The organism is Streptomyces sp. NWU339 (assembly GCF_003143855.1).
Classification (GTDB): Bacteria; Actinomycetota; Actinomycetes; order Streptomycetales; family Streptomycetaceae; genus Streptomyces.
This window is the reverse complement of sequence record NZ_QFRK01000008.1, coordinates 77,972-102,862: the sequence shown is the minus strand read 5'-3', so window position 1 is coordinate 102,862 and position 24,891 is coordinate 77,972. Positions and strand designations below refer to the sequence as shown.

Genomic DNA, 24,891 nt, shown 5'->3' with positions numbered 1-24,891 from the left:
CATCACCTCTGAACTGGCGCCGTTTGTCCCGGTTCGCCCACCGGACGTGTGCCGGCGCAGGGGGTCACCGCATGCGGGTGGCCCACTCCTGCACCTTGGCGATCCGCTGGCGCAGTTGGCCCGGCGTGGCCTCCGCGGCGGGCGGTCCGCCGCAGACGCGGCGGAGCTCCGTGTGGATGACGCCGTGTGGTTTGCCGCTCTGGTGGACGTAGGCGCCGACCATGTTGTTGAGCTGCCGGCGCAGTTCCATCATCTCCTTGTGGGAGACCACGGGGCGCCGCTCGGCGGGCAGTTCGAGCAGGTCGGCCTCGCTGTCCGGCTTCTTGCGGCTGTGCGCGATCTGCCGTGCCTGCCGCTTCTGCAGCAGCAGCTCCACCTGGTCGGGTTCGAGGAGCCCCGGGATGCCGAGGTAGTCCTGCTCCTCCTCGCTGCCGGGGTGGGCCTGCATGCCGAAGTCGGCGCCGTTGTAGGTGACCCGGTCGAAGACGGCGTCGGACTCCAGTGCCTCGAAGGGCAGCATGTCCTCGCCGGTGTCCTCGTCCTGCTCCCGGTTCGCCTCGTCCATCTCCTTCTCGGACTCGGCGTACGGGTCCTCCTCGCCGTCCTTCTTGGGCTTGTCGAGGACGTGGTCGCGTTCGCGTTCCATCTCGTTCGCGAACTCCAGCAGGTTCGGAATGGTCGGCAGGAACACGGACGCGGTCTCGCCGCGCCGCCGGGACCGTACGAAACGGCCGACGGCCTGGGCGAAGAACAGCGGGGTGGAGATGGTGGTGGCGTACACGCCGACCGCGAGGCGCGGTACGTCGACGCCCTCGGAGACCATGCGGACGGCGACCATCCAGCGGTCGTCGTTGCCGCTGAAGTCGTCGATCCGTTTCGAGGCGCCGGTGTCGTCGGACAGGACGACGGTGGGCTTGCTGCCGGTGATCTCGCGGATCAGCTTGGCGTAGGCGCGGGCGGAGTCCTGGTCGGTGGCGATGACGAGGGCCCCGGCGTCCGGGACGGACTTCCTGACCTCGGTCAGCCGCTGGTCGGCGGCGCGCAGCACGGACGGCATCCACTCGCCGCGCGGGTCGAGGGCGGTGCGCCAGGCCTGGCTGATCGCGTCCTTGGTCATGGGCTCGCCGAGGCGGGCCTCGACCTCGTCGCCGGCCTTGGTGCGCCAGCGCATGTTGCCGCTGTAGGAGAGGAAGATGACGGGGCGGACGACGTTGTCGCGGAGCGCGGAACCGTAGCCGTAGGTGTAGTCGGCGGCCGACCGGCGGATGCCGTCGTCGCCCTCCTCGTACGCCACGAACGGGATGGGGTTGGTGTCGGACCGGAACGGCGTACCGGTGAGCGCCAGCCTGCGGGTGGCCGGCTCGAACGCCTCCAGGCACGCCTCGCCCCAGGACTTGCTGTCACCGGCGTGGTGGATCTCGTCGAGGATGACGAGGGTCTTGCGCTGCTCGACGCGGTTGCGGTGCAGCATGGGGCGGACCCCGACACCGGCGTAGGTGACGGCGACGCCGTGGTAGTCCTTGCCGAGCGGGCCCGCGCTGTACTCGGGGTCCAGTTTGATGCCGATCCGCGCGGCGGCCTCGGCCCACTGCTTCTTCAGGTGCTCGGTGGGCGCGACGACGGTCACCTGCTGCACGACGTGGTGGTGCAGCAGCCAGGAGGCCAGCGTCAGCGCGAAGGTCGTCTTTCCGGCGCCCGGGGTGGCGACCGCCAGGAAGTCGCGCGGCTGTTCCTGGAGGTACTTCTCCATCGCCCCCTGCTGCCAGGCACGCAGTTTCCCGGCGGTGCCCCAGGGGGCGCGGCCGGGAAAGGCGGGGGACAGGTGGTGTGAGGCGGAAGCGGCGGTGGTAGTCACGGTCTCCGTGGGGGACGGGGGCTGGTTCGGGCGGCTCGGCCGCCGATGACGACCGAGCCACCATATCCGCGCCCCGGCACCCCGATGACGCGGGCCGTGCCGGGCCACTCCCGGGTGGGACCGACGTCACAACCGCCGCAGCCGCGTCGTCACCCACACGCCCGCCAGGGCCACCGCCGCCATCGGCAGGAACACCGCGGCGAAGGCGGCCGGGTGGGAGCCGGTGCCGGCGGCCTCCACGACGGCGTGGCCGGCCGCGCCGCCGCCGAGGGCGGCGAAGGCCGCGCCGCCGACGGCCAGCAGGAGGACGTTGGAGAGGCCGTCGGAGATCTGGAGCGCGGCGGAGTTGGTGCCGGCCTCCTCGGGGGCGGAGAGCTGGAGCAGCAGCACGCTGGTGGAGGAGATCACCAGGCCCATCCCGAGGCAGCCGAAGGCCCAGGCGACGGCCGTCGCCCAGGCGGGCACCGCGGGGACCAGCACGCTCGGGGCCCCCGCGATGGCCGCCGCCACCAGCACCATCCCGAGGGTCATCAGCCGCTCCCGGTACGGCTCCAGCCGCGGCCGCGACTGGAGCCAGGAGCCCAGTGCCCAGGTCACGCCGCCCGCCGCGAGCGAGAACCCGGCGAGCGTGGGGCTGAGTCCCCGCTGGGTGACCAGCATCAGCGGGACGAAGGACTCCGCGGCGATGAAGGACCCGGCGGCGACGCCGCGCAGCAGTACCACCGAGGGCAGTCCGCGGGCCGCCCGCCACGTGCCGTGCGGGAGCAGCCCCAGCACCGCGGGGACGAGCAGCGCCACGCCCGCCGCGCCCGGCAGCAGGGAGAACCAGCGCAGGTCCTGGGCGGCGTACTGGAGCAGTCCGGCGCCGAAGGAGATCGCCAGGGCCAGCCGGATGCGGCGGCGGTCGAAGGAGGCAGGCCCGTCCGCGCCGTCGCTCACCGGACCGGAGGCCAGGCGGCGTATCTGCGGCAGCGCCAGGGCCAGCGGGAACACCACCAGCGCCGGGATGCCGAGGAACACCCACCGCCAGCCGAGGTGTTCGGTCACCGCGCCGGAGGCCAGCGGGCCGACGATCGACGGCACGACCCAGCTCGCCGCGAACGCGGCCATGATCGCCGGCCTCAGCCGCTCCGGGTAGGCCCGCCCGACCACGACGTACAGCGCGACGATCACCAGCCCGCCGCCGAGCCCCTGCACGGCCCGCCCGAGGATGAACGGCCACATCGCGCCCGCCGTCCCGGAGAGCAGCAGACCGACGGCGAAGGAGGCGATGCCCCAGGTCAGCGGCGCGAGCGGGCCGCGCCGGTCCGACCACTGGCCGGAGAGCACCATGCCGAACAGGCTCGTCGTGAAGTACCCCGAGAACGCGAACGCGTACAAGGACACCCCGTCCAGCTCCCGCGCCGCCACCGGCATCGCCGTACCGACCGCGGTCGCCTCGAAGGCGATCAGCAGCACCACGGAGACGATCCCGATGCTCAGCGCCCGGTAGGGGCCGCTCAGCACGGTCTCGTCGCGTTCGGCGGGTGGGACGGGTCCGGGGGCGTCGGGGGTCTCAGCGACCCCGGTGTCGCGGGAATTCAGGGCGGTCATGACCGCCAGGGTAAGGGCCGCGGCAGGGCATCACTCCTGTCGGAGGTCGGTCCGGCACCGGGACCTTGGTCCTACTCCCCCGCCGGCCGGACGGGGTTCATGAACGGCGTGTGGCAGTCCCGTTGCGGCGCCCCGGAATTCCTTGAGCACCGCTGCCGGCCCGCCGTACGGTCGGCGTACCGAGTTCACGGCGGCGGGGCACCGAAGGACACGCCTCGTCTCCGGCCCGGCCGTGTGCCCGAGTGGCCGAGGGGTTCGACTGCAAATCGAATGACGCGGGTTCGATTCCCGCCACGGCCTCCGGTGCGGGCGGGGTGCGTCGCTCAGAGCACTCCGCCCGCTTCGTCCTGGAACAGCTCCGTCCAGTAGTGCCAGTCCGCGTCGGTCGTGGCGCCCGTGGGGTCGACGGCGGACAGGACCTGGATCATCGTCATGGCCAGCTGGTCGTACGTCTCACTGGTCAGCGCGTGGCCCGACTCCTCGTCGATGGCGTGCTCGCGGTGCAGCAGCCAGAGGGTGAAGGCGAGGGTCGAGATGTCCGTGTTCAGCGGGTACAGGACGGAGTCCGGTTCGCTCCAGTTCAGGACCGCGCCGGTGGCGCCGTCGACGACCAGGCTGTGGTCGTCGGTCAGGTGGCCGAGGCGTATGAGCCGGTCGGCGTGGGCGGGGAGGCGGTCGGGCGGGAACCCGCCCTCGCCGTCGGCGTAGTACTCCGTGAGGGTCCGCAGCGGCAGGTCGGTGTCCAGCTGGAACAGGAAGCCGTCCTCGGGCAGGCCCGTCTCGCACAGGAAGCGCCGGGTCGGGCCGTGCGTCAGCGTCGCGGGGAAGTCGACCTCCTCGAAGCGGACCACACCGCCCCGGCCGAACTCCTGGTCCAGCAGGCGCACGGGGAGGTCGAGGGCGAGCCCCGAGGCCGTGCCCGGGCCCGCCACCAGGGCCAGCGGCCGGATCAGCGCGGCCATCCGCCACAGCGGGGCCGGCTCGCCGTCCGCGCCCTCCTCGAACACCGCGAGCAGCTGCCGCGAGGCCTCGGCGACCGCCTTCGTGCCGTAGCGGCCCGCGTAGGCGGCGAACTGGCCGCGCAGCCCCGCCAGTTCGTCCGTCGCGGCGGCGAACCGCACCAGGGTCGGCAGTGACGGGGCGAGCGGTCGGATGTCCATCAGGTCGGGGCGGTCGGGGCGGTCGTGGAAGAAGTACGTCGTCGAGACCTCGCCGGTGGCCCCGTCCAGCAGGACCGACTCGGTCTCCGTGCCGGCCGGGCCGAGCAGCCCGCCGATGACCAGCTGGTCCCGCAGCTCCGCGGAGAGCCGGTCGCCCGCGTCCCCCGCGCCGCCCGTCGAGCCGGCGACGGTGCGCAGGCCCTCGGTCCGCAGCCGCGCGAAACTGAACAGGCCGCTGTCGCAGGGGAGTCCGGGGCCGGTCAGCCAGCGGCGCGTGGACGCGTGCGTGACGAACGGATCGAGGGCGTCCTCGGTCAGGGTGATCGCTGCCGCGACATCCGCGACATCCGCAGCAACGGTGTCGATCGTGCTCATGGCTCCCCCGCGCATTCGTGTGCTCAGTCCCGTGTCCCGTGCTCCGCCGCTCCGGACGGCTCCTCCCTGCCCGGGCGCAGGAGGGCCCCGCGCCTCAGGGTCGGCAGCCGCCCCCCACCACTCGGAAGACTACGTGCCGCCACTGACAACGCCCCGGTCCACAACGGACGGCCCGGCGAACGGCCGGACGGACAGGCGGCCGCCCACGGACACGGCCGCCCTCACCCCACAAGACGCGCGAACACCACTGTGCGTTGCCTTCGCCCGCGAATCAACCTGAAATACCTTCTCCGGCAGCCGCCGTCAGCCGCTGGTCACCACCGCGGCCTGGGGACGGATCGGCAGGCGGTTGACCGGGCGGCCGGTGGCGGCCCGGACGGCGGAGGCGATGGCCGCCGGGGAGGTCACCACCGGCACCGCGCTGACCGCCTTCGCGCCGAAGGGCGCGACCACGTCCCGCTCCTCCAGGAGCTTCACGATCTGGATGTCGGGTGCGTCCAGGGCGGTCGGGAGGGCGTAGCCGGTGAGGTCGGGGTGGCGGATCAGGCCGCGGGGCGTGCGCAGGTTCTCGGTGAGCGCGGCGCCCAGGCCCTGGGTCACCCCCGCCTCGATCCGGGCGGCCAGCTGAGCCGGGTTCAGCACCCGGCCCACGTCCTGGGCGACGGCCAGCTCCACGACCCGTACCGAGCCGATCTCGATGTCGACGTCGACCACCGCGCGGATCGCGCAGAAGGACATCCCGACGAAGGCGTCGCCCTGGCCGGATTCGTCCAGGGGTTCCGTGGGGTGCGGACGGCACTGGGCGGTGGCCCACAGTTCCTTGCCGTCCAGGGCCTCGGCGACGGTCGTCGACAGCACCCCGTCGTACGAGGTGATCCTGCCGTCGGTGATCTGGAGCAGCTCGGCGGACATGCCGAACTTGTGGGCCAGGGGCTGGAGGAGCTGGGTGCGGACCATCTTCGCCGCGCGCTCCACCGCGCCGCCCGACACCCAGGTGTGCCGGCCGCGGCAGCCCGCGCCCGCCGGGGGCTGGTCGGTGTCCACGGGGGCCACCCGCACCTCGTCGACGCCGAGGACCTCCTGGACGATCTGCCGGGCCAGTGTGGTGAAGCCCTGTCCGGTCTCGACGGCCGCGCACAGCACCGTCGCCACGCCGTCCTGGACCTTCACGGTGGCCGTGGACACCTCGTCCGCGCCCTCGCCGCCGAGCATGTGCACCATGCCGAGGCCGTAGCCCACACCGCGGCGCACCGCGCCCGGTTCCCCGGCGCCCTCGGGGCCGCCGGGCAGCAGCCACTCCTCCGCGGGGGTGTCCTTGGGCAGCGGCGGCAGCGGGAAGTCCTTCACCGCTTGGAGGAGTTCGGCGACCGGGGCGGGGCAGGTCACGGTCTGGCCGGTGGGCAGCACGTCGCCGGTCGCCATGACGTTGCGCAGGCGCAACTCGGCCGGGTCGAGGCCGAGTTTCTTGGCCAGCTTGTCCATCTGCGCCTCGTGGGCGGCGCACACCTGCAGGGCGCCCTCGCCGCGCACATGGCCGGAGGGCGGGTTGTTGGTGCGGACCGCCCAGCCCTCGATGAAGGCGTTCGGGACGACGTAGGGGCCGCAGGCGAAGGCGACGGCGGCGGCCAGGGCCTCCGAGGACGTGTCGGCGTAGGCGCCCGCGTCGAGCAGGATCTGCGCCTCGACCTTCACCAGTTTGCCCTCGGCGTCGGCGTGGTGGCGGTAGCGCAGCAGGGTGGGGTGCCGGTGGGCATGGCCGAGGAAGGACTCCTCGCGCGTGGCGGTGAGTTTGACCGGGCAGCCGGTCCTCAGCGCCAGCAGGCCGAGCGGCAGCTGGAAGCTCCGGTCCTCGCGGTCGGCGACGGCTCCGGGCACACCGGTGACGACGACCTTGACGCGGTCGGGTTCCAGGCCGAACGCGGCGGCGGCGGCGTCCCGGTCGCCGTGCGGGTCGGTGGAGGCCAGGTACAGCTCGACGCCCCCGTCGGGGCGGGGTACGGCGAGTCCGGCCTCGGCGCCGATGGGGGCGGGGTCCTGGCGGCCGATGCGGTACAGGCCCTCGACGACGAGGTCACCGACCGCGTCCGGGTCGCCGTGGCGCAGCGGGATGTGCCGGATCAGGTTGCCGTCGGGGTGCAACGGCTCGGCCTCGAAGGCCTGTTCGGGGTCGATCACCGGGTCGAGCACCTCGTACTCGACGATGACGGCGGCGGCGGCCAGCCGCGCGGTGTCCGGGTGGTCGGCGGCCACGGCGGCGATGGCCTCGCCGTGGTGGCGTACGACGTCGGAGGCGAAGACCGGGCGGTCGGCGCGGCCACGGCCGTACAGCGGGTCGCCGGGGACGTCCTCGTGGGTGACGACGGCGCGCACCCCGGGCATCTCGCGCGCGTGGGTGGTGTCGATGGACACGATGCGCGCGTGCGGGTGGGGCGAGCGCAGCACGGCCGCCCACAACAGTCCCTCGGCCCACAGGTCGGCGGCGTACGGGAAGGTGCCCTCGGTCTTCGCGCGGGTGTCCGCGGCCGGCAGGGAGGTGCCCAGTCCGTGCGGGACCGGTTCCGCACGGGGGGCGTCCTCCGCGGCCCGTGCGGCCTGCACGGTGGCGGCTTCGCTGCTCACGCCTGGCCTCCGTCCTGGCCGTAGGGCCGGTCGTGCGGTCCGGGGGGCGGGAACGCGGCGGGGTTGACGCCGCCGGCGCCCGGTCCGGCCTGGTGCGGGATGCGGGGCTCGTCCGGGTCCGTGTCCGGGTCGGATTCGGCGTGCTCGGCGTGCTCGGCGTACTCGGCGTGCGCCTCTCGTTCGGCGACGACCTCCTGGACCGCCTCCACCACGCCCCGGTAGCCGGAGCAGCGGCACAGGTTGCCGCACAGCGCCTGGCGGGTCTCCAGTCGGCTGGGCGCCGGGTTGCCCTCCAGCAGGTCGTGCACGGTCATCGCCATGCCCGGCACGCAGAAGCCGCACTGCACCGCGCCGCACCGCGCGAGCGCCCGCTGCACGTCCGACGGCTGCCCGTCCTGGGCGAGGCCCTCGACGGTACGGACCTCACTGCCGGCCGTGGTGACGGCCGGGACCAGGCAGGACGCCACGAGCCGTCCGTCGACCTGCACGTTGCAGGCCCCGCACTCGCCCTGCGAGCAGCCGTCCTTGGCACCGGCGAGCCCGAGGCGCTCACGCAGCACGTAGAGCAGCGACTCGCCGATCCAGGCGTCGGTGACGGGCCGGTCGGTGCCGTTGACACTCAGCACGTAGGTGGCGAGGGGGTGGTCGTCGTGCGCGGCGCCGGGGAGCGGTTCGGGCCCGGCTGACGAGCCGTCCGGCACGGGGGGCGCAGGGGGCTCCGACGCCTCCGGGACGCCCGGGCCGGCCGGGCCCTCCGCGGTGTTCCCGCTGTCCGGTGCGGCCTCGGGGGCGGCGGTCGGAGCGGACGTGTCGTCACCGGCGGGGCGTTCCGGGGCTTCCTGGGCTCCGTGAGGGGCTTCGGGTCGCCGGACGTCCTCGGGCGCCCCGGCGGGTTCTCCGGGCCCGGGAGCGGGCCGTACGGCGCCCTCCGTGCCCGGTTGCGGGTGCTCGCGGAGCTCCGGGGCGGACGGCGTCCCGGCCGCCTCCGGGTATGCCTCCGGCTCGGCCCGCCAGTGGGGCTCGGCGGCGGTCGGCTGCGGCAGGCCGGTCGACCGGGGCCCGGCGGGTGACGGCGATGCGGAGGCGGGCTGCCCCGGCGCGGGCGCGTCCCGGCCGTGCTCCGCTCGCCAGTCGGGTTCCGGGCCGTCCTGCTCCCGGCCGGAACCGGGCTCGGACCCGGTCTCGGGGTGGCTCGGGTCCACGCCCGGCACGCCGGGTCCCCACGGCTGTCCGATGGACTGCGCGGCCCAGGGCGCGGGGGCGCCGCCCGGAAGGGTGGCGGGCGGGGTGACCGGTGGGGTGGCGCCCCACTGTTCGGCCAGGGCGGAGGTGGTGAACTCGCCGGACTCGTCCGGGAGATCACCCTCGGCCACGGGGATCGACCACTGGCCGGTCACGTCGGAACCCGGTGCCGGGCTCCCGGCGGCGGGCGGCTCCTCGAAGGCCCACTGCCCGGAGGCCCCGGGGTCGTACGTGAACCGGTCCTGCCCGCTGTGCCCCTGCGCGGCCCCCGCCCCGGGACCGCCCTGCCTTGACGGGTCGGCCTGCCCGGACGGGCCGCCCTGCCCGGACCGGTCGGCCTGCGGGTCGTACGGGGACTGCGGGTCGTACGGGGCGTGCCACTGGGCGCCGTCGACGGGCGCGCCCGGCACGGCGGCGCCCGGCACCGCCCAGCCGCCGGCGGCCGCCGGGTCGGTGCCCGAGGTGGCGGGGGTGACGGTGATCGGCGGCGGCACATAGCCGTGGCCGGGCGCGGCGAGCGGGCTCTCCATCGAGTCCAGCAGGGCGTCGATGCCCCCCTCGGGGAGGTTCACGAAGGCCGTGGCGCCGTCGTCGTAGTCGCCCTGGGGCAACGGGTCCCAGCGGCTTCCGCCGCCCTGGGGCGTGCCCTCTCCGTGCTGGTCGTCGGTCACGACAGCGCCCTCCCCAGTGCTCGTCGGGCCAGCGCGGCGACGGTGCGCCGCAGATGCAGTACCGCGGGGGGCAACGGCGGGACGGAGCCGTCCTCCTCGGGGACCGGGTCGGGGATGCAGGCCGCGGCGACGTACTCCCCGAACGCGTTCAGCGCCTCCGGCACGATCGCGCGGTTGTTGTCCCAGTCGATGAGCTGGGCGACCCACTGCTCGGCCTCCAGGGGCCGCAGCGCCATCGGCGCTATGGCGCCCACCGCGCAGCGGACGCCGCGCCGGGCGGGGTCGAGCACCAGGGCGACGGACGCCATCGCGCGGCCGGGGCCGGTGCGGCCGGTGGCCTTGAGGAACACCTGCGGGGCGTGCAGCAGCGGCACGCGCACGTAGCCGATGAGTTCACCGGCGCGCAGCATGTCCATCCCGGCCAGCAGGTGCGACACCGGGATCTCCCGGCGGGCTCCGCCCGGGCCCGCGATGATCAGCGTCGCCTCCAGCGCGGCCAGCACGGGCAGCGAGTCACCGGTGGGGGCGGCGGAGGCGATGTTGCCGCCCAGGGTGCCCGCGTTGCGGATGTGCGGCGGTCCGGCGGCACGCGCGGAGGCGGCGAGCGCCGGAATGAGGGCGGCGAAGTCGGGGCGGCCCATACGGGCGTGGGTGAGGCCCGCGCCGAGCAGCGCGTGGCCGTCCTGGTACTGCCAGCCGCGGATCTCGCTGATCCTGCCGAGGCCGACCAGCGCCGCGGGCCTGAGCTGCCCGGAGTTGACGGCGGCCATCAGGTCGGTGCCGCCCGCGACGGGCACGGCGGCGGGCACGGCGGTGAGCGCCGCCACCGCCTCGTCCAGCGTCGTGGGCAGCGTCACGGCCTGCGCCGCCTGCGGTGCGTGCGTGCTCAAAACCGGCTGCCCCTTCCCGCGGCCCCACCTGGTCCCACCTGTCGCAGCCGTACGGTACGACCTGACAGGGCGGACGTGGCAACTCTGGCACATCTTCGCGGGCGTCGAAGACAGGGGTCCACTAGGAGGCATTCGCCCACTTCACCCCGGGCATGGCCCGATTTGGCGGGACATCGCCGGTGCGATCGGATGACGCTCTTCAGTGACCCTTGTGCCCTTTTTTCACGACCTGTTCGGAGTTGGGCTGACTTCACGGCATGGCCGGATCGCTCACCCCCGCACCGGCGGTGCGGGGGTGAGCGCTACCGATGCGGGGGCACGCGCTACCGGTGCGGGGGCGGACCGTCGAGGGGGCGGCCCAGCACTCCGGGGCGCCGCTGCCAGGGGAGCGGTCCGGTGGGCGGGCGGTAGGCGACGCCGAGGGCGTCGAGGCGCCGGCGGTGGGCGGTCATCCGCCGTTCGAAATCGGCGAAGTCCCGTTCCGCGGGGGCCGGCAGCGCGCTCCAGGCGACCTCGGCGAAGGCGGCCAGCCGGGGAAAGACCTGGTAGTCCACCCGGTCCTGGTTCTCCATCACCTCGGACCACGCGTTGGCCTGGGTGCCTAGGACCCGCCCGGCCTCCTCGGCGGTCAGTTCCGGCGGTACGGGCTCGAACCGGTAGACGTCCTCCAGGGTGCGCACGTACCCGATCGGCACCGGCTCGTCGGGGCCCGCGTCCTGCCGGTGGTCCAGGTAGACGTGCTGCTCGGGGCACATGACCACGTCGTGCCCCGCGCGGGCGGCGGCGACCCCGCCGGCGTAGCCGCGCCAGGACGACACGGCGGCGCCCGGGGCGAGACCCCCCTCCAGGATCTCGTCCCAGCCGATCAGCCGACGCCCCCGCGCGGCGAGCCAGGTGGCGAAGTGCCCGATGAACCAGGACTGGAGAGCGTCCTCGTCGGCCAGGCCGAGATCCCTGATCCGCTGCTGCGCGACGGCCGACGCACGCCACTGGTCCTTGGGGCATTCGTCGCCGCCGAGGTGCACGAACCCCGAAAAGGGGGTGCGGGGGCCGGCGTCCGCGGGAAACAGTTCCAGGACTTCCTCGAGCACCCCTTCGTAGAAGCGCAGGGTGTTGTCAGTGGGGGCGAGTACGTTCGGATTGATCCCCCAGGTGTCCCAGACGGTCAGGGAGGCGGTGTCGATGACATCGGTGTTGCCGAGTTCCGGATACGCGGCGATGGCGGCCTGCGAGTGCCCGGGTACGTCGATTTCCGGTACGACGCCGATATGCCGCTCGGCGGCGTAGGCGACGATCTCGCGGATGTCGTCCTGCGTGTAGTGGCCACCGTGCGGTGTGTCGTCCCACAGCGGTGACGCGCGGTGCCCGACTTTCGTACGGGCCCGCCAGGAACCGACCTCGGTCAGCTTCGGATACCGCTTGATCTCGATGCGCCATCCCTGATCGTCCGTCAGGTGAAAGTGGAGGACGTTGAGTTTGTGCGCCGCCATCAGATCGAGATAGCGCAGCACGCCTTCCTTGGGCATGAAGTGCCGGGCGACGTCGAGCATGAGTCCGCGCCAGCGGAAGCGGGGGGAATCCTCGACCGTCACGTGCGGCACCGCCCACACCCGGTCGCGGCCGAGCGGGGCCCTGCGGTACGCGTCGGGACCGAGGAGCTGCCGCAGCGTCTGGGCGCCCTGGAAGACGCCGGCCGCGCTGCCGCCCTCGATCAGGACACCCGTCCGGTCGCTGACGAGGCGGTACTCCTCGGGGCCGAGCCCGGGGTCGAGCCGGAGCCCGATACCGTCGCCGTCCGTATCGTCGAGCTCCCGCCCCTCGCGCAGCGGCAAGCCGGTCGCCTGCCAGAGGACGGCGCGCAGCCATCGGCCGACGCCCTCCGTCCCGGGACCGGAGTGAAGACAGGAGCGCGCCGTCAGCCGCACCTCGCCGGAACCGGCGACGACGCTGCGGGGCGCTGGAATCAGTTCGGTCACATCAGTCCTTTACCGCACCGCCCAGTCCGGAGACCAGGCGCCGCTGTACGAGTACGAAGAAGACCAGCACCGGGATCGTCATCACGGTGGACGCCGCCATCACGCCGCCCCAGTCCGGGTCGTCCGGCTTGTAGAAGACCAGCAGGGCCATCGGCAGCGTCGACTGCGAGATGTCGCTGATGATGAAGGACTTGGCGAACAGGAAGTCGTTCCAGGTGGAGATGAAGGAAAACACACTCGTGGCCACCAGCCCCGGCAGAACGAGCGGGAAAAGGATCTGCCACAGGAACCGCGCGCGGCTCGCGCCGTCGATGTACGCGGCCTCCTCCAGCGCCTCGGGAACGGCTTTCACGAACCCCCGCAGCATCCAGATCGCGAACGGCAGCGAGAACGCGATGTGCGGCAGGATCAGCGACCACAGCGTGTTCAGCCGGCCGAAGTCCCGCATGAGGAAGAAGAGCGGAATCGTCAGCGCCTCCACGGGCACCATCTGGGCCACCAGAAACATGATCAGCAGGGTGGTCCGCATACGGAACCTGAATCGCGTCACGGCGGTCGCCGCGAGAAAGGCGATCAGCGCCGAGGCGATCACCACGACGACCGCGACGACCACGCTGTTGACGAAGTACCGGCCGAATTCCTGCTGCCCGAAGACCCGTCGGAAGGAGTCCAGGGTGGGTGTCAGGGTCCACGGCCGGGGCCGGTCCGACTCGATCTCGCCGGCCGGTTTGAAGGCGCCCAGCACCATCCAGTAGAGCGGGAAGGCCACCACCGCCGCGACGAGCAGCACCGTCGCCTCGGCCACGAGCCGCCACGGACGCCGCACGAACCGGCGCACAAGATTCACCCGGCGTGCCCCGTCCCGGCCCACGAGACTCACAGTTCCTCCCCCTGGCGGCGCAGCAGCCGCAGGTACACCAGCGTGACGGCGAGCAGGATCAGCAGCATCACCACGCCGATCGCGGCGCCGAGGCTGTACTGCGAGGACGCGAACGCCTTCTGGTAGGCGTAGACGTTCAGGACCAGGTTCTGGCCGGCGATGCCGCCGCCGCCCGTCATGACGTAGATCTGGGTGAAGACCTTGAAGTCCCAGATCACCGACTGGATGGTGACGACCACCAGGATCGGCCGGAGCATCGGGGCGAGCACCGAGCGCCAGACGCGCCACTGCGAGGCGCCGTCCAGGGCGGCGGCCTCCAGCACCTCGGCGGGTACGGCGCGGATGCCGGCGTAGACGGTGACCATCACGAACGGGAAGGAGCACCAGACCACTTCGAGCAGGACGAGGAAGAAGGCGCTGTACCGCCCGTACGTCCACGAGTGGTCGCCGAGGCCCAGCACCCGGTTCACCGGGCCGAAGTCGGCGTCGAAGAGGAACAGCCACACCGTGGAACCGGTGACGGCCGGGGTCGCCCAGGCGCCGAGCCCGGCCAGCATCAGGGCGAGCCGGGGCACGGCGCGCACCCGGGTGAGGAGCACGGCGAGCGCGCAGCCGACGGCCAGGGTGGACACCACGCAGGCCGCCGCGAACAGCAGGGTGGCCAGCAGCACCTGCCAGAACTGGTCGTCGGCGAAGAGCTCGGTGTAGTTGCCGAACCCCTGGAAGGTGGTCGGTTCGCCGCCGCTGACCTGTGCCTGGGTGTAGTGGAAGAGCGAGATCAGGCCGAGTTGGTAGACCGGATAGGCGAGCAGCCCCCCGAGGACGACGAGGGCGGGTGCGAGGTAGAGCCAGGGAGTGAGGCCGCCCCTGCGGCGCCGGGGGCCCCGTGGCTTGTGGGGGACGGTGGCCGTGCGGAGCGCGGGGCGCTTCCGCACGGCCACCGTGTCCTGTACGGCCACTGGTTCAGCCCACCGAGCCGAACGCCTCGTTCATCTTCCGCGCCGCGTCCTCAGCGGCAGCACCCACGTCCTTCTTGCCGCTGACGACCTCCTGGAACATCGTCGGCAGTACCAGTGAGGAGTCGATCTGCGCCCAGGCCGGTGAGGCCGGCACGAACTTGGTGTCGGCGGCGAGGGTCTCGACGAACGGCTTCAGGAACGGTTCCTCGGCGGCCGTCTGCTGCCGCACGTCGGAGAAGGTCGGCAGGAAGCCCATCGCGTCGAACAGTTCGCCCTGCGCCTTCTTCGAGGCGAGCCGCCGCATCAGGTCGACGGCGAGGGTGCGGTGCGAAGTCGACTTCAGGACACCCAGGTTGTTCCCGCCCGCGAAAGCGGGGGCGATGGACCCGGGCCGCACTCCCGGCAGCGGCACGACCTCGTACCTGCCCTTCACCTCACCGGCCTCGACGGCCGCGTGGCTGAAGTCGCCGCCGATCGCCATGGCGGCCTTGCCCGCGGCGAAGGCGGTCACCGTGTCGTTGCCGTCCATGCCGGCGCACTTGGCGGCCGGGCAGTTGTCGTCGCCGAAGAGGGAGGTGTACGCCTCGATGCCCTTGCGGGCGGCGGGGGTGTCGATCGCGGAGGCGTACGAACCTCCCTTGCCGGTGGCGAGTTCGCCGCCGTGGGCCCAGATGAAGGGCATCGCGCCATAGGTGTAGGCGCCGCCGACGGCGATGCCGTACAACTCCGGCTTCGCGGCGCGGATCTCCCGGGCCGTGGAGATCAACTCGGCCTGCGACGTGGGCGCTTCGAGCCCGAGTTCCGCGAAGACATCGGTGCGGTAGTAGAGCGCGCGGACGCCGACGAAGTACGGCGCCCCGTAGACCCTGCCGTCGACGGTGACCGACTGCCGGGCGGTCGGATCGGTGTCCTTCGCCTCGTCCCAGGCGCCGAACTCCTCGGTGACGTCGGCGAGTCCGCCGTCCTTCACATATCCGGCGGTGTCCGTGTTGCCGTACTCGACGAGATCGGGCGCGGACTTCGGGTCGTTGAAGGCGGCCTTGATGCGCTGGGCGCGGGTCTCGACCGGGATGTACTCGACGGTGACCTCGGTGCCGTCGTGCGCCTTCTCGAACCCGGCGACGACGGACTCGACGACCTCTTCCTTGGGCGCGTTGTTGACTTCCTGGAAGAGCCAGACCCGTAAGGTCCCGGTCTTCTCGTCCTTGGCCGAGGAGGAGCCCGAGGAAGTCTGGGGCGCGCAGGCGGCGGTGGCGAGGACGGCCGCGAGTGCGACCAGGCGGACGGACAGCTTCATGGACTGCTTCCTCCGATGAGGTGTTGCACCATACGCAATGAAGGTTTCGCCGTGCACAACAACAACGGAGGTTAGGGACTGGGTGAACCGGCCCACAAGAGGTCTCGACCACTCTGTGACCGGCAGACGCACTCCGCGCAACGCGCGGGCAGCACAAAGGCCCCCAGGGCGCACAAAACGCGCCCGGGGGCCCTGGACGATCCGACCGGTTCAGCCGTCCGGACGGCTGAGCGGTCCGGACGACTCCGCGGGAGGGCGGGGTTACTTGCCGCCCTTGCCGCCCTTGCCGCCCTTGCCGCCCTTGTCGTCGTCGCCGCCGCTCATGGACTCGTAGATCTCCTTGCACATGGGGCAGACGGGGTACTTCTTCGGGTCCCGGCCCGGCACCCACACCTTGCCGCACAGCGCCACGACGGGCGTGCCGTCGAGTGCGCTCGCCATGATCTTGTCCTTCTGGACGTAGTGGGCGTAGCGCTCGTGGTCGCCGTCGCCGTGGGAGGTCTGCGGCGTCGGCTCTACGAGGGTCCCCGTACCAGTCCCGCGCTCGGGCTCAAGAGTGCTCATAAGGCAAAGGGTACTGAAGCTCACGCGCATCAGTTGAGCGAAGGGTCGTCCGGATACGTGGCGACCATCGCCAGCTCACCCCGCTGGCGGCGCAGCACCTCGCGCCAGAGCCGCTCGGGCACCGGGGACGAGACGTCGCCGGGCTCCGACTCGACGACGTACCAGGCGCCGTCCGCCAGCTCTTCCTCCAGCTGGCCGGGGCCCCAGCCCGCGTATCCGGCGAAGATGCGCAGCGAGCCGAGGGCGGAGGCGAGCAGCTCGGGCGGCGCCTCCAGGTCGACCAGCCCGATCGCGCCGTGCACCTGGCGCCAGCCCAGCGGTGCGGCCCGGTTCCCGGCCCCGCCGGGGACGACGGCGACGCCGAGGGCCGAGTCCAGCGACACCGGGCCGCCCTGGAAGACGACCCCCGGTTCGCCGGCCAGGTCCCCCCAGCCCTCCAGGATGTCCGCCACGTCCACCGGGGTCGGGCGGTTGAGGACGACACCCAGGGAGCCCTCCTCGTCGTGGTCGAGGAGGAGCACCACCGCACGGTCGAAATTCGGGTCCGCCAGGGCGGGAGTGGCCACGAGCAGCCGTCCTGTGAGCGAGGACACCTCGGTCATGCCAGACATGATCCCGCATCTTCCCTTTCCGTGGGGAGGCAATCGGGGGTATGCGGGTGAACCGGGCCGCGCGGCGGCGGAGCCGCCTGGTGGAGCCGTGTTCCGAGCGGCCGGCGGCCGGGGGGCCGGGGTCCGGCGGGCGTACGGGAGCACCCCCGGCGCACAGGACGACGGTGACCCCGAGTGGCTGCTGGGGGACTGTTCGTGTTGTGGGGCGGTGGGGCGGAGGTCGGGTCGCACACGGGCTGACAGAGCCCGGGGTGAGGGCGACTACGCTTGCCTTTCTGGCCCCTGCCCCCCTCCACGGAACGCGAGATTCATGACCGTCAACGGAACTGAAGACGTACTGCTTGTCCACGGCGGAACCCCGCTGGAGGGTGAGATCCGGGTCCGCGGCGCGAAGAACCTCGTGCCGAAGGCCATGGTCGCCGCCCTGCTGGGCAGTGAGCCGAGCCGGCTGGGCAACGTCCCGGACATCCGTGACGTCCGGGTCGTGCGAGGGCTGCTGCAGCTGCACGGTGTGACGGTGCGTCCGGGCGACGAGCCCGGTGAACTGGTGCTCGACCCGACGCGGGTGGAGAGCGCCAACGTCGCCGACATCGATGCCCACGCGGGTTCGTCGCGCATCCCGATCCTGTTCTGCGGACCGCTGCTGCACCGTCTCGGGCACGCGTTCATCCCCGGTCTGGGCGGCTGCGACATCGGCGGCCGGCCGATCGACTTCCACTTCGACGTGCTGCGGCAGTTCGGCGCGACCATCGAGAAGCGGGCGGACGGCCAGTACCTGGAGGCCCCGCAGCGGCTGCGCGGCACGAAGATCGAGCTGCCGTACCCGTCCGTCGGCGCGACGGAGCAGGTGCTGCTGACGGCGGTCCTCGCGGAGGGCGTCACCGAGCTGTCCAACGCGGCGGTGGAGCCGGAGATCGAGGACCTGATCTGCGTCCTGCAGAAAATGGGCGCGATCATCGCGATGGACACCGACCGGACCATCCGCGTCACCGGTGTGGACAAGCTCGGCGGCTACAACCACCGCGCCCTCCCCGACCGCCTGGAGGCCGCCTCCTGGGCGTCCGCGGCGCTGGCCACCGAGGGCAACATCTACGTCCGCGGCGCCCAGCAGCGCTCGATGATGACGTTCCTGAACACCTACCGGAAGGTGGGCGGTGCCTTCGAGATCGACGACAAGGGCATCCGCTTCTGGCACCCCGGCGGGCAGCTCAAGTCCATCGCACTGGAGACGGACGTCCACCCGGGCTTCCAGACCGACTGGCAGCAGCCGCTGGTGGTCGCCCTGACGCAGGCGACCGGGCTGTCCATCGTCCACGAGACGGTCTACGAGTCCCGGCTCGGCTTCACCTCGGCGCTCAACCAGATGGGCGCCCACATCCAGCTCTACCGCGAGTGCCTGGGCGGCTCCGACTGCCGTTTCGGCCAGCGCAACTTCCTCCACTCGGCCGTCGTCTCCGGCCCGACCCGACTCCAGGGCGCCGATCTGGTCATCCCCGACCTGCGCGGCGGCTTCTCCTACCTCATCGCCGCCCTCGCCGCCCAGGGCACGTCCCGCGTCCACGGCATCGGCCTGATCAACCGCGGCTACGAGAACTTCATGGAGAAGCTGGTCGAGCTGGGCGCGAAGGTCGAACTCCCGGGCAAGGCCCTCGGCTGACTTGATTCGGGCTTGCCAAAAGGGCGGCCACCCGTTCGGGTGGCCGCCCTTTTGACGTCACTGTGCGTCGTACGCCGTCCCGGGACGTACGAACAGCAGGATCACTTGCCCTTGGCGGCTTCCTTGAGCTTCGAGCCCGCGGAGACCTTCACGCTGTAGCCGGCCGGGATCTGGATCGGCTCACCGGTCTGCGGGTTGCGCGCGGTGCGAGCGGCACGGTGGGTGCGCTCGAAGGTCAGGAAACCGGGGATGGTGACCTTCTCGTCCCCCTTGGAGACGATGTCGCCGACGACGTCGGCGAACGCGGCCAGCACGGCGTCGGCGTCCTTGCGGGTCACCTCGGCGCGGTCGGCCAGCGCGGCCACCAGCTCACTGCGGTTCATGTTGTTACTCCCGTGTTCTTCTTGCCGTTGAGGCGTGCCACGTGGCGGGGCCGCACGTAGGGCACGGCCAAGCCGATGCTGCCAGGGTCCTCGGTGAGGGCCCGGACCCGGGTCCGTGTCGGGCCCGCACGCCCCTGGAGGTGCTGCCCCCTGGACGTTGTCCTGGTGCAGCATCCTGCCTCTACCTGCGGCGGTAACGCCAATCCGGCACCCGCAGGAACCGTGAGAACACCCATGGGAGTCACCCATGGGGGTCACACGGGGAACGCGACGGCCTGATGTCGGTGACACTGCGTCCGCTTCCGGCAGCAGAGCGCGGGAGCCGGGGGCGGAACCCTTGGTGTACGGCCGCCACGATAGAGCGCGGCCGTACACCAAGGGTTCCACGACGCGCCGGTCGCACACCTACCGTGGTGATGGTCACAGCGGTGCCGTCCGGCCCCGGGAGGCCCTAGGAGGCGGAGGCCGAGCTCTGCGTCAGCTTCGCCGCCTCCCGCACGGCGTCGGCGACCGCGCCCGCGACCCTGTCATTGAACACGCTCGGGATGATGTAGTTCGGGTTCAGCTCGTCCTCGGTGACCACGTCGGCGAGGGCCTGCGCGGCGGCGAGCATCATCTCCGTGTTGACGGTGCGGGACTGGGCGTCCAGCAGGCCGCGGAACACGCCCGGGAAGACCAGCACGTTGTTGATCTGGTTCGGGAAGTCGGAGCGGCCGGTGGCCACCACGGCGGCGGTCTCGCGGGCGACGCCCGGCTCCACCTCGGGGTCGGGGTTCGCGAGCGCGAAGACGACCGCACCCTCGGCCATCGCGGCGACGTCCGCGCCGTCGAGGACGTTCGGGGCGGAGACGCCGATGAAGACGTCCGCGCCGCGCACGGCCTCCTTCAGCGTGCCCGTCAGGTTCTCCGGGTTGGTGTGGTCGGCGATCCAGCACAGCGGGGAGTCGGCGGGGGCGTCCACCAGGTCCGCGCGGCCCGCGTGCACCACACCGTGGATGTCGGCCACGACGGCGTTCTTCACACCGGCCGCGAGCAGCAGCTTCAGGATGGCCGTGCCGGCCGCGCCGGCGCCGGACATGACGACCCGGACGTTCTCGATCGCCTTGCCGGTGACCCGCAGCGCGTTGGTCAGGGCCGCCAGGACGACGATCGCGGTGCCGTGCTGGTCGTCGTGGAAGACGGGGATGTCGAGGGCCTCGCGCAGCCGGGCCTCGATCTCGAAGCAGCGCGGTGCGGAGATGTCCTCCAGGTTGATGCCGGCGAACCCCGGGGCGATGGCCTTGACGATCTCGACGATCGCGTCGGTGTCCTGGGTGTCGAGGCAGATCGGCCAGGCGTCGATACCGGCGAACCGCTTGAACAGGGCGGCCTTGCCCTCCATCACGGGGAGGGCGGCCTTGGGGCCGATGTTGCCCAGGCCGAGCACGGCGGAGCCGTCCGTCACGACCGCAACGGAGTTGCGCTTGATGGTGAGGCGGCGGGCGTCCTCGGGGTTCTCGGCGATCGCCATGCAGACGCGGGCCACACCCGGCGTGTAGACCATGGAGAGGTCGTCACGGTTGCGGATGGGGTGCTTGGACGCCATCTCGATCTTGCCGCCGAGGTGCATCAGGAACGTGCGGTCCGAGACCTTGCCCAGGGTGACGCCCTCGATGCCGCGGAGCTTCTCCACGATCTCGTCGGCGTGTCCGGTGGAGGTGGCCGCGATGGTGACGTCGATCCGGAGCCGTTCGTGCCCGGAGGCGGTGACGTCGAGGCCGGTGACCGTGCCGCCGGAGGACTCCACCGCGGTGGTGAGCTGGGAGACGGAGGTCCCGCTCGACGGCACCTCCAGCCGGATGGTCATCGAGTAGGAGACGCTGGGCGCCGTTGCCATGGCCGACTTCCTCTGCTTTCACCGTTTCGCTGCGTTCCTGCGTGTCACAGCTCGTGCCGTCCGATCGTCGCACCTACCCCTGAGTACGCGGTAGCCGCCTCCTATTGCGAACGTTTTGTTCGCACGGGAAGCGGGTATCTACGGCAACTTTCGGAAAGGCTGTTCCACCATACGAGAGGCGAGGGGCAGCGCGTAAGTCGCGTCGCTGCTCCCGCCCCGGAGTCGGGGCGGGAGCAGCGACGCGAGAGGCCCATGCCACCCGGAAGTGACATGGGCCTCTCGGTCGTTCAGTGACACCGACCCGCCATGCTCGCCTCGCGGCAAGTGGTCGCTCGTAGCGACGAAGGTTGGGCCCGGGGGCTTGGATCGGGCCGGTGTCACTTGCCAGGCTAACAAACGGATGCCGCAGGGCCATTCCCCGAGAACCGTTTTCCGGGTTCAGCCCCGGAGCAGGTCCGGCACTCCGGCGGCGTCCGGCTCGTCCCGCTCCGTCGAGACTACGGTGAGCTGCTGGGTCGCCCGGGTCAGGGCGACGTACAGGACGCGCAGGCCGGCCGGGGACTCGTCGGCGATCTCGGCCGGGGAGACCACGATCGTCGCGTCGTACTCCAGGCCCTTGGCCTCCAGGCTGCCGAGGGCCACCGCGCGGTCCCCCAGCCCGTCGAGCCAGCGCCGCGCCTCCTCCCGGCGCTGCATGGCGACGACCACACCGACCGTGCCGTCCACCCGCTCCAGCAGCCGGGCCGCCTCCGCGCGCACGGTCTCGCCCAGCGCGCCCTCCGCGACGACGAACCGCGGCTCGACGCCCGTGGAGCGCACCGCCCTCGGCGACTCGGCACCGGGCATGGCGAGCGCCAGCACCTTGGCGGCGAGGCCGGCGATCTCGGCCGGGTTGCGGTAGTTCACGGTGAGCTCGAAGCGGCGGCGGGGCCTGCTGCCGAGGGCCTCGTCGCGGGCCTGGGCGGCCTCGTCGGGGTCGGACCAGGAGGACTGGGCGGGGTCGCCGACGATCGTCCAGGTGGCGTGCCGGCCGCGTCGGCCGACCATGCGCCACTGCATCGGGGTGAGGTCCTGGGCCTCGTCGACGATGACATGGGCGTACTCGGTGCGCTCCTGGGCGAGGCGCTCGGCCCGCTCGCGCTGCGACTCCTCGCGCACCGGCATCAGCTCCTCGAGGCCGGTGAGCTGGTCCAGCGGGTCGAGCTCGCGCTTGCGCCGGGGCCGGGCGGGGGCGCCGAGGACGGCCTGGAGTTCGTCGAGCAGTGCGATGTCGTGCACCGAGCGGCCGTCCCGCCGCAGCGAACGGGCGACCCTGCGGACCTCGCCCGGGTTGAGGACCCGCCGGGCCCAGCGGCCGAGGCGCCGCTCGTCCGCCATGGCGTCCAGTACGGCGGCCGGGGTCAGCTCGGGCCACCAGGCGTCGAAGAAGGAGAGGAAGTCGTCCTCGGTGGTGATGTCCTCGTCGAAGGAGGAGCGCAGTTCGGCGGCGAGCTCCGGGTCGGTGTGCCGGCCGGCCGCGCCGGAGCGCTCCCACAGCGCGTCCAGCAGCAGCTTGCGGGCACGGGGGCGCAGCAGGTTCACCGGTGCGGTGCCACCGAGGGCGGTGCGGCGGACGGCCGCCAGCTCGTCCGCGTCCAGTTCGATCCGCCGGCCGAAGGCGACGACCCGCAGCCGGGTCGGCGTGCCGCCGTGCTCCAGCGCGCCGCGCGCGGCCTTCCTGAGCACCTTGAGCATGCGGTACGAGCCCTTGGCGCGGGCCACGGCCGGGGCGTCGTACAGGGTGGCCCCGGTGCCGGGCGCGTCGTCGGTCAGGGAGCCGATGGCGCGGATGGCGACCTGGCCCTCCTCGCCGAGGGAGGGCAGCACGCCCTCGGTGTAGGCGACCAGCAGCGGGGTGGGCGAGACGATCAGGATGCCGCCCGCGTACCGGCGCCGGTCCTGGTAGAGCAGGTAGGCCGCACGGTGCAGGGCGACGGCGGTCTTGCCGGTGCCGGGGCCGCCCTCGACGTAGGTCACGGAGGCGGCGGGGGCGCGGATCACCAGGTCCTGCTCGGCCTGGATGGAGGCCACGATGTCCCGCATGCTGTGGGTGCGGGCCTGGCCGAGCGCGGCCATCAGGGCGCCGTCACCGACGGCGGGCAGCTCGTGGCCGTCCAGGGAGGCCGTCAGCTCGGGGCGCATCAGGTCGTCCTCGACGCCGAGGACCCGGCGGCCCTTGGAGCGGATGACGCGCCGGCGCACCACCCGGCCCGGATCGACCGGGGTGGACCGGTAGAAGGGGGCGGCGGCGGGCGCCCGCCAGTCGATGACCAGCGGGGAGTACTCCTCGTCGAGGACACCGATGCGGCCGATGTGCAGGGTCTCGGCGATGTCGGCGGTGTTGTCGGGGCGGACGGCGCCCTCGGCGGGCTCGACGGCGGTGTAGGCGCCGTCGGGTCCCTTCTTGCCGTCCTTGCCCTGGAGCAGGTCGATCCGGCCGAAGAGGAAGTCCTCGAACTCGTTGTTCAGCCGGTTGAGGTGGACCCCGGCCCGGAAGACCTGGGCGTCCCGCTCGGCGAGTGCGCCGGGTGTGCCGACCTGGCCGCGCCGGGCGGCGTCGTGCATGAGGAACTCGGCCTCGTGGATCTTCTCCTCGAGCCGTCGGTACACCCGGTCGAGGTGTTCCTGTTCGACATTGATCTCCCGGTCGCGAACGGAGTCGTGAACCGGATCGACCGCGGTTTCCTGCTGTGCCTGAGCGGCCACCGGGCCCCCTTCTGACGTGCTGGGCAGCCGTCAACCGTACGCGAAGGGGGCCCGTGAGGCTACGCGTCGACTTCGACCAGCTTCTCGCCGCCGAAGGTGACGACCTCGAACTTGTCGATCTTGTTGAGATCCAGTGACGCGCCGCCCTGGACGTAGAGCGGCTGCTTGGCCTTGTCCGTCTTGGCGTCCGGCAGGCCGTAGCCCCACTCCGGGACGGACCAGGTGGTGACGGTCTCCCGCTCGCCGTTCTTGCCGATGGCGATCAGCACGCACTTCTCGGGGCCCTTGACGTTCGTCAGCTGTGTGACGACGCCGGTGCCCCAGTCCTTCTTCTGCAGCGCCAGGGTCACGGACACCTTGGTGCCCGGGTCGGTGGCCGTGATCTTGTCGGGGATCTGCTCGAAGAGGTCCTCCGCGGGGTTCGCGGAGAGGGTCTGGCTGGTGCCGTTGCTCCCGCCGCCCCCGCCTTCGTCGCCGCCGTTCGCCGCGACGGCCACGAAGGGGCCGCTGACGATCAGGGCGCCGGCGGCGGCCACCATGTAGAAGTTGCGGCGGCGCTTCTTGGCGCGGCGCTCGGCGACCTCGTCGACCAGCTTCTCCACCACGCGCGGCGCCGGCTTGGCCGACAGCGACTCGCCGAGCGACGGTGTGCCGGTGCCGGGCAGGTCCGCGAGGGCGGCCAGCATCGGCTCCATACCGGCGAGTTCGTCGAGCTGCTGGGCGCACCACTCGCAGCTCGCGAGGTGCGCCTCGAACGCGGTCGCCTCGGCATCGTCGAGGATGCCGAGAGCGTAGGCACCGACGGTCTCATGCTCGTTCGGCACCGGTGATCCCTGCATGACACCAGACATACCCGAACCACCCGCGCCGAATCCCTGGTTTCCCCCGTACCCGCTCATCACGCCGTCACCCCCCGCTCCTCCAGTGCCAGCTTCATCGAACGCAGGGCGTAGAAGACCCTGGAGCGGACCGTGCCGCTGGGTATCCCCAGTGTCTCAGCCGCCTCATTGACCGTACGTCCCTTGAAGTACGTCTCGACAAGCACCTCCCGGTGAGCCGGGGTCAGGTCGTCGAGTGCGTCCGACAGCGTCATCAGCCACAGCGCCTTGTCGATCTCGTCCTCCGCGGGGATGACCTCCAGCGGCGACGGATCGACCTCCTGCGGCCGGGCCTGCCGGCTGCGGTGGCCGTCGATGACGATGCGCCGGGCGACCGTCACCAGCCAGGGGCGTACCGAACCGGTGGCTCGATTGAGCTGACCGGCGTTCTTCCAGGCACGGATGAGCGTCTCCTGCACGACGTCCTCGGCGCGTTGCCGGTCTCCGGCGACCAGGCGCAGGACATAGGCGAGCAAGGGTCCCGCGTGCTCTCGATACAGCGCACGCATCAACTCCTCGTCAGGCTCGTTCGACGAAGAAGAAGACGATGGGGACGATGAGGACGCAGACATGCGATGTCGGGCCCTCGCTCCACGTTCATTGGCCACGGCCGCATCCTTGCGCACGCCCACCTCCGGTGTCCGGGGGATCCCCCAGTCG

The 24,891-nt window shown here is 72.1% G+C and carries 18 protein-coding genes and 1 tRNA gene; 2 read left to right on the top strand and 17 right to left on the bottom strand.

What is annotated here, in order from left to right:
• Positions 1-64 precede the first annotated feature (64 nt).
• Both DIZ27_RS11900 and DIZ27_RS11895 read right to left on the bottom strand, forming a co-directional pair.
• Positions 65-1,855 carry a DEAD/DEAH box helicase gene (locus DIZ27_RS11900; RefSeq protein ID WP_109378336.1) on the bottom strand — a complete coding sequence of 597 codons (1,791 nt, stop codon included), beginning with the start codon at positions 1,853-1,855 and terminating at the stop codon, positions 65-67.
• 126 nt (positions 1,856-1,981) lie between these two features.
• Positions 1,982-3,448, bottom strand: coding sequence for an MFS transporter (locus DIZ27_RS11895; protein WP_109378335.1), 1,467 nt, complete (start codon positions 3,446-3,448; stop codon positions 1,982-1,984).
• A 228-nt stretch (positions 3,449-3,676) separates the two neighbouring features.
• On the opposite strand from DIZ27_RS11895, the gene DIZ27_RS11890 reads away from it, so the two are divergent.
• Positions 3,677-3,748: transfer RNA gene (locus tag DIZ27_RS11890), tRNA-Cys, on the top strand.
• Between the two features lie 23 nt (positions 3,749-3,771).
• On the opposite strand, the gene DIZ27_RS11885 is transcribed toward DIZ27_RS11890, so the two are convergent.
• The 10 genes from DIZ27_RS11885 to DIZ27_RS11840 form a co-directional block, all read right to left on the bottom strand.
• On the bottom strand, positions 3,772-4,983 hold the full coding sequence (locus DIZ27_RS11885; RefSeq protein WP_109378334.1) for an SUKH-4 family immunity protein: 1,212 nt from the start codon (positions 4,981-4,983) through the stop codon (positions 3,772-3,774).
• A 303-nt stretch (positions 4,984-5,286) separates the two neighbouring features.
• A complete protein-coding gene (locus DIZ27_RS11880; RefSeq protein WP_109378333.1) occupies positions 5,287-7,602 on the bottom strand; it encodes a xanthine dehydrogenase family protein molybdopterin-binding subunit in 2,316 nt (771 codons plus the stop codon).
• A complete protein-coding gene (locus tag DIZ27_RS11875) occupies positions 7,599-9,515 on the bottom strand; it encodes a 2Fe-2S iron-sulfur cluster-binding protein (protein WP_109378332.1) in 1,917 nt (638 codons plus the stop codon). Before DIZ27_RS11875 ends, DIZ27_RS11880 begins: the two co-directional genes overlap by 4 nt.
• The gene (locus DIZ27_RS11870; protein WP_109378331.1) at positions 9,512-10,405 is read right to left on the bottom strand and encodes a xanthine dehydrogenase family protein subunit M; all 894 of its coding nucleotides are present in this window, start codon (positions 10,403-10,405) and stop codon (positions 9,512-9,514) included. Before DIZ27_RS11870 ends, DIZ27_RS11875 begins: the two co-directional genes overlap by 4 nt.
• A 323-nt stretch (positions 10,406-10,728) precedes the next feature.
• Positions 10,729-12,381 (bottom strand): beta-N-acetylhexosaminidase, encoded by a 1,653-nt coding sequence (locus DIZ27_RS11865; RefSeq protein ID WP_109378330.1) that lies wholly within the window; start codon positions 12,379-12,381, stop codon positions 10,729-10,731.
• A gap of 1 nt (position 12,382) precedes the next feature.
• Entirely contained in the window at positions 12,383-13,228 is an 846-nt protein-coding gene (locus DIZ27_RS11860) for a carbohydrate ABC transporter permease (RefSeq protein WP_109378455.1), read from the bottom strand.
• 29 nt (positions 13,229-13,257) lie between these two features.
• Positions 13,258-14,220 carry a carbohydrate ABC transporter permease gene (locus DIZ27_RS11855; protein ID WP_375231957.1) on the bottom strand — a complete coding sequence of 321 codons (963 nt, stop codon included), beginning with the start codon at positions 14,218-14,220 and terminating at the stop codon, positions 13,258-13,260.
• Between the two features lie 4 nt (positions 14,221-14,224).
• Positions 14,225-15,517 carry an extracellular solute-binding protein gene (locus tag DIZ27_RS11850; protein WP_109378329.1) on the bottom strand — a complete coding sequence of 431 codons (1,293 nt, stop codon included), beginning with the start codon at positions 15,515-15,517 and terminating at the stop codon, positions 14,225-14,227.
• Positions 15,518-15,778: 261 nt separating this feature from the next.
• Positions 15,779-16,081, bottom strand: a complete 303-nt coding sequence (locus DIZ27_RS11845) for a DUF3039 domain-containing protein (RefSeq protein WP_109378328.1) — start codon at positions 16,079-16,081, stop codon at positions 15,779-15,781.
• A gap of 29 nt (positions 16,082-16,110) precedes the next feature.
• Complete coding sequence (locus DIZ27_RS11840; protein WP_181383489.1) at positions 16,111-16,683, bottom strand: YqgE/AlgH family protein; 573 nt, start codon at positions 16,681-16,683, stop codon at positions 16,111-16,113.
• A 319-nt stretch (positions 16,684-17,002) separates the two neighbouring features.
• Between DIZ27_RS11840 and murA the strand changes: the two genes are divergently transcribed.
• On the top strand, positions 17,003-18,349 hold the full coding sequence (gene murA / locus DIZ27_RS11835; RefSeq protein ID WP_109378326.1) for a UDP-N-acetylglucosamine 1-carboxyvinyltransferase: 1,347 nt from the start codon (positions 17,003-17,005) through the stop codon (positions 18,347-18,349).
• Between the two features lie 101 nt (positions 18,350-18,450).
• Here murA and DIZ27_RS11830 read toward each other — a convergent pair whose 3' ends face one another.
• The 5 genes from DIZ27_RS11830 to DIZ27_RS11805 all read right to left on the bottom strand — a co-directional run bounded on the left by DIZ27_RS11830 (position 18,451) and on the right by DIZ27_RS11805 (position 24,863).
• Positions 18,451-18,732, bottom strand: coding sequence for an HU family DNA-binding protein (locus tag DIZ27_RS11830; protein WP_003990598.1), 282 nt, complete (start codon positions 18,730-18,732; stop codon positions 18,451-18,453).
• Between the two features lie 451 nt (positions 18,733-19,183).
• A complete protein-coding gene (locus DIZ27_RS11820) occupies positions 19,184-20,608 on the bottom strand; it encodes an NAD-dependent malic enzyme (protein ID WP_109378324.1) in 1,425 nt (474 codons plus the stop codon).
• 438 nt (positions 20,609-21,046) lie between these two features.
• Entirely contained in the window at positions 21,047-23,353 is a 2,307-nt protein-coding gene (locus DIZ27_RS11815; protein WP_109378323.1) for a UvrD-helicase domain-containing protein, read from the bottom strand.
• A 59-nt stretch (positions 23,354-23,412) separates the two neighbouring features.
• Positions 23,413-24,177 carry an anti-sigma factor gene (locus tag DIZ27_RS11810; protein WP_109378322.1) on the bottom strand — a complete coding sequence of 255 codons (765 nt, stop codon included), beginning with the start codon at positions 24,175-24,177 and terminating at the stop codon, positions 23,413-23,415.
• Positions 24,178-24,251: 74 nt separating this feature from the next.
• On the bottom strand, positions 24,252-24,863 hold the full coding sequence (locus tag DIZ27_RS11805; protein ID WP_109378321.1) for a sigma-70 family RNA polymerase sigma factor: 612 nt from the start codon (positions 24,861-24,863) through the stop codon (positions 24,252-24,254).
• Positions 24,864-24,891 lie beyond the last annotated feature (28 nt).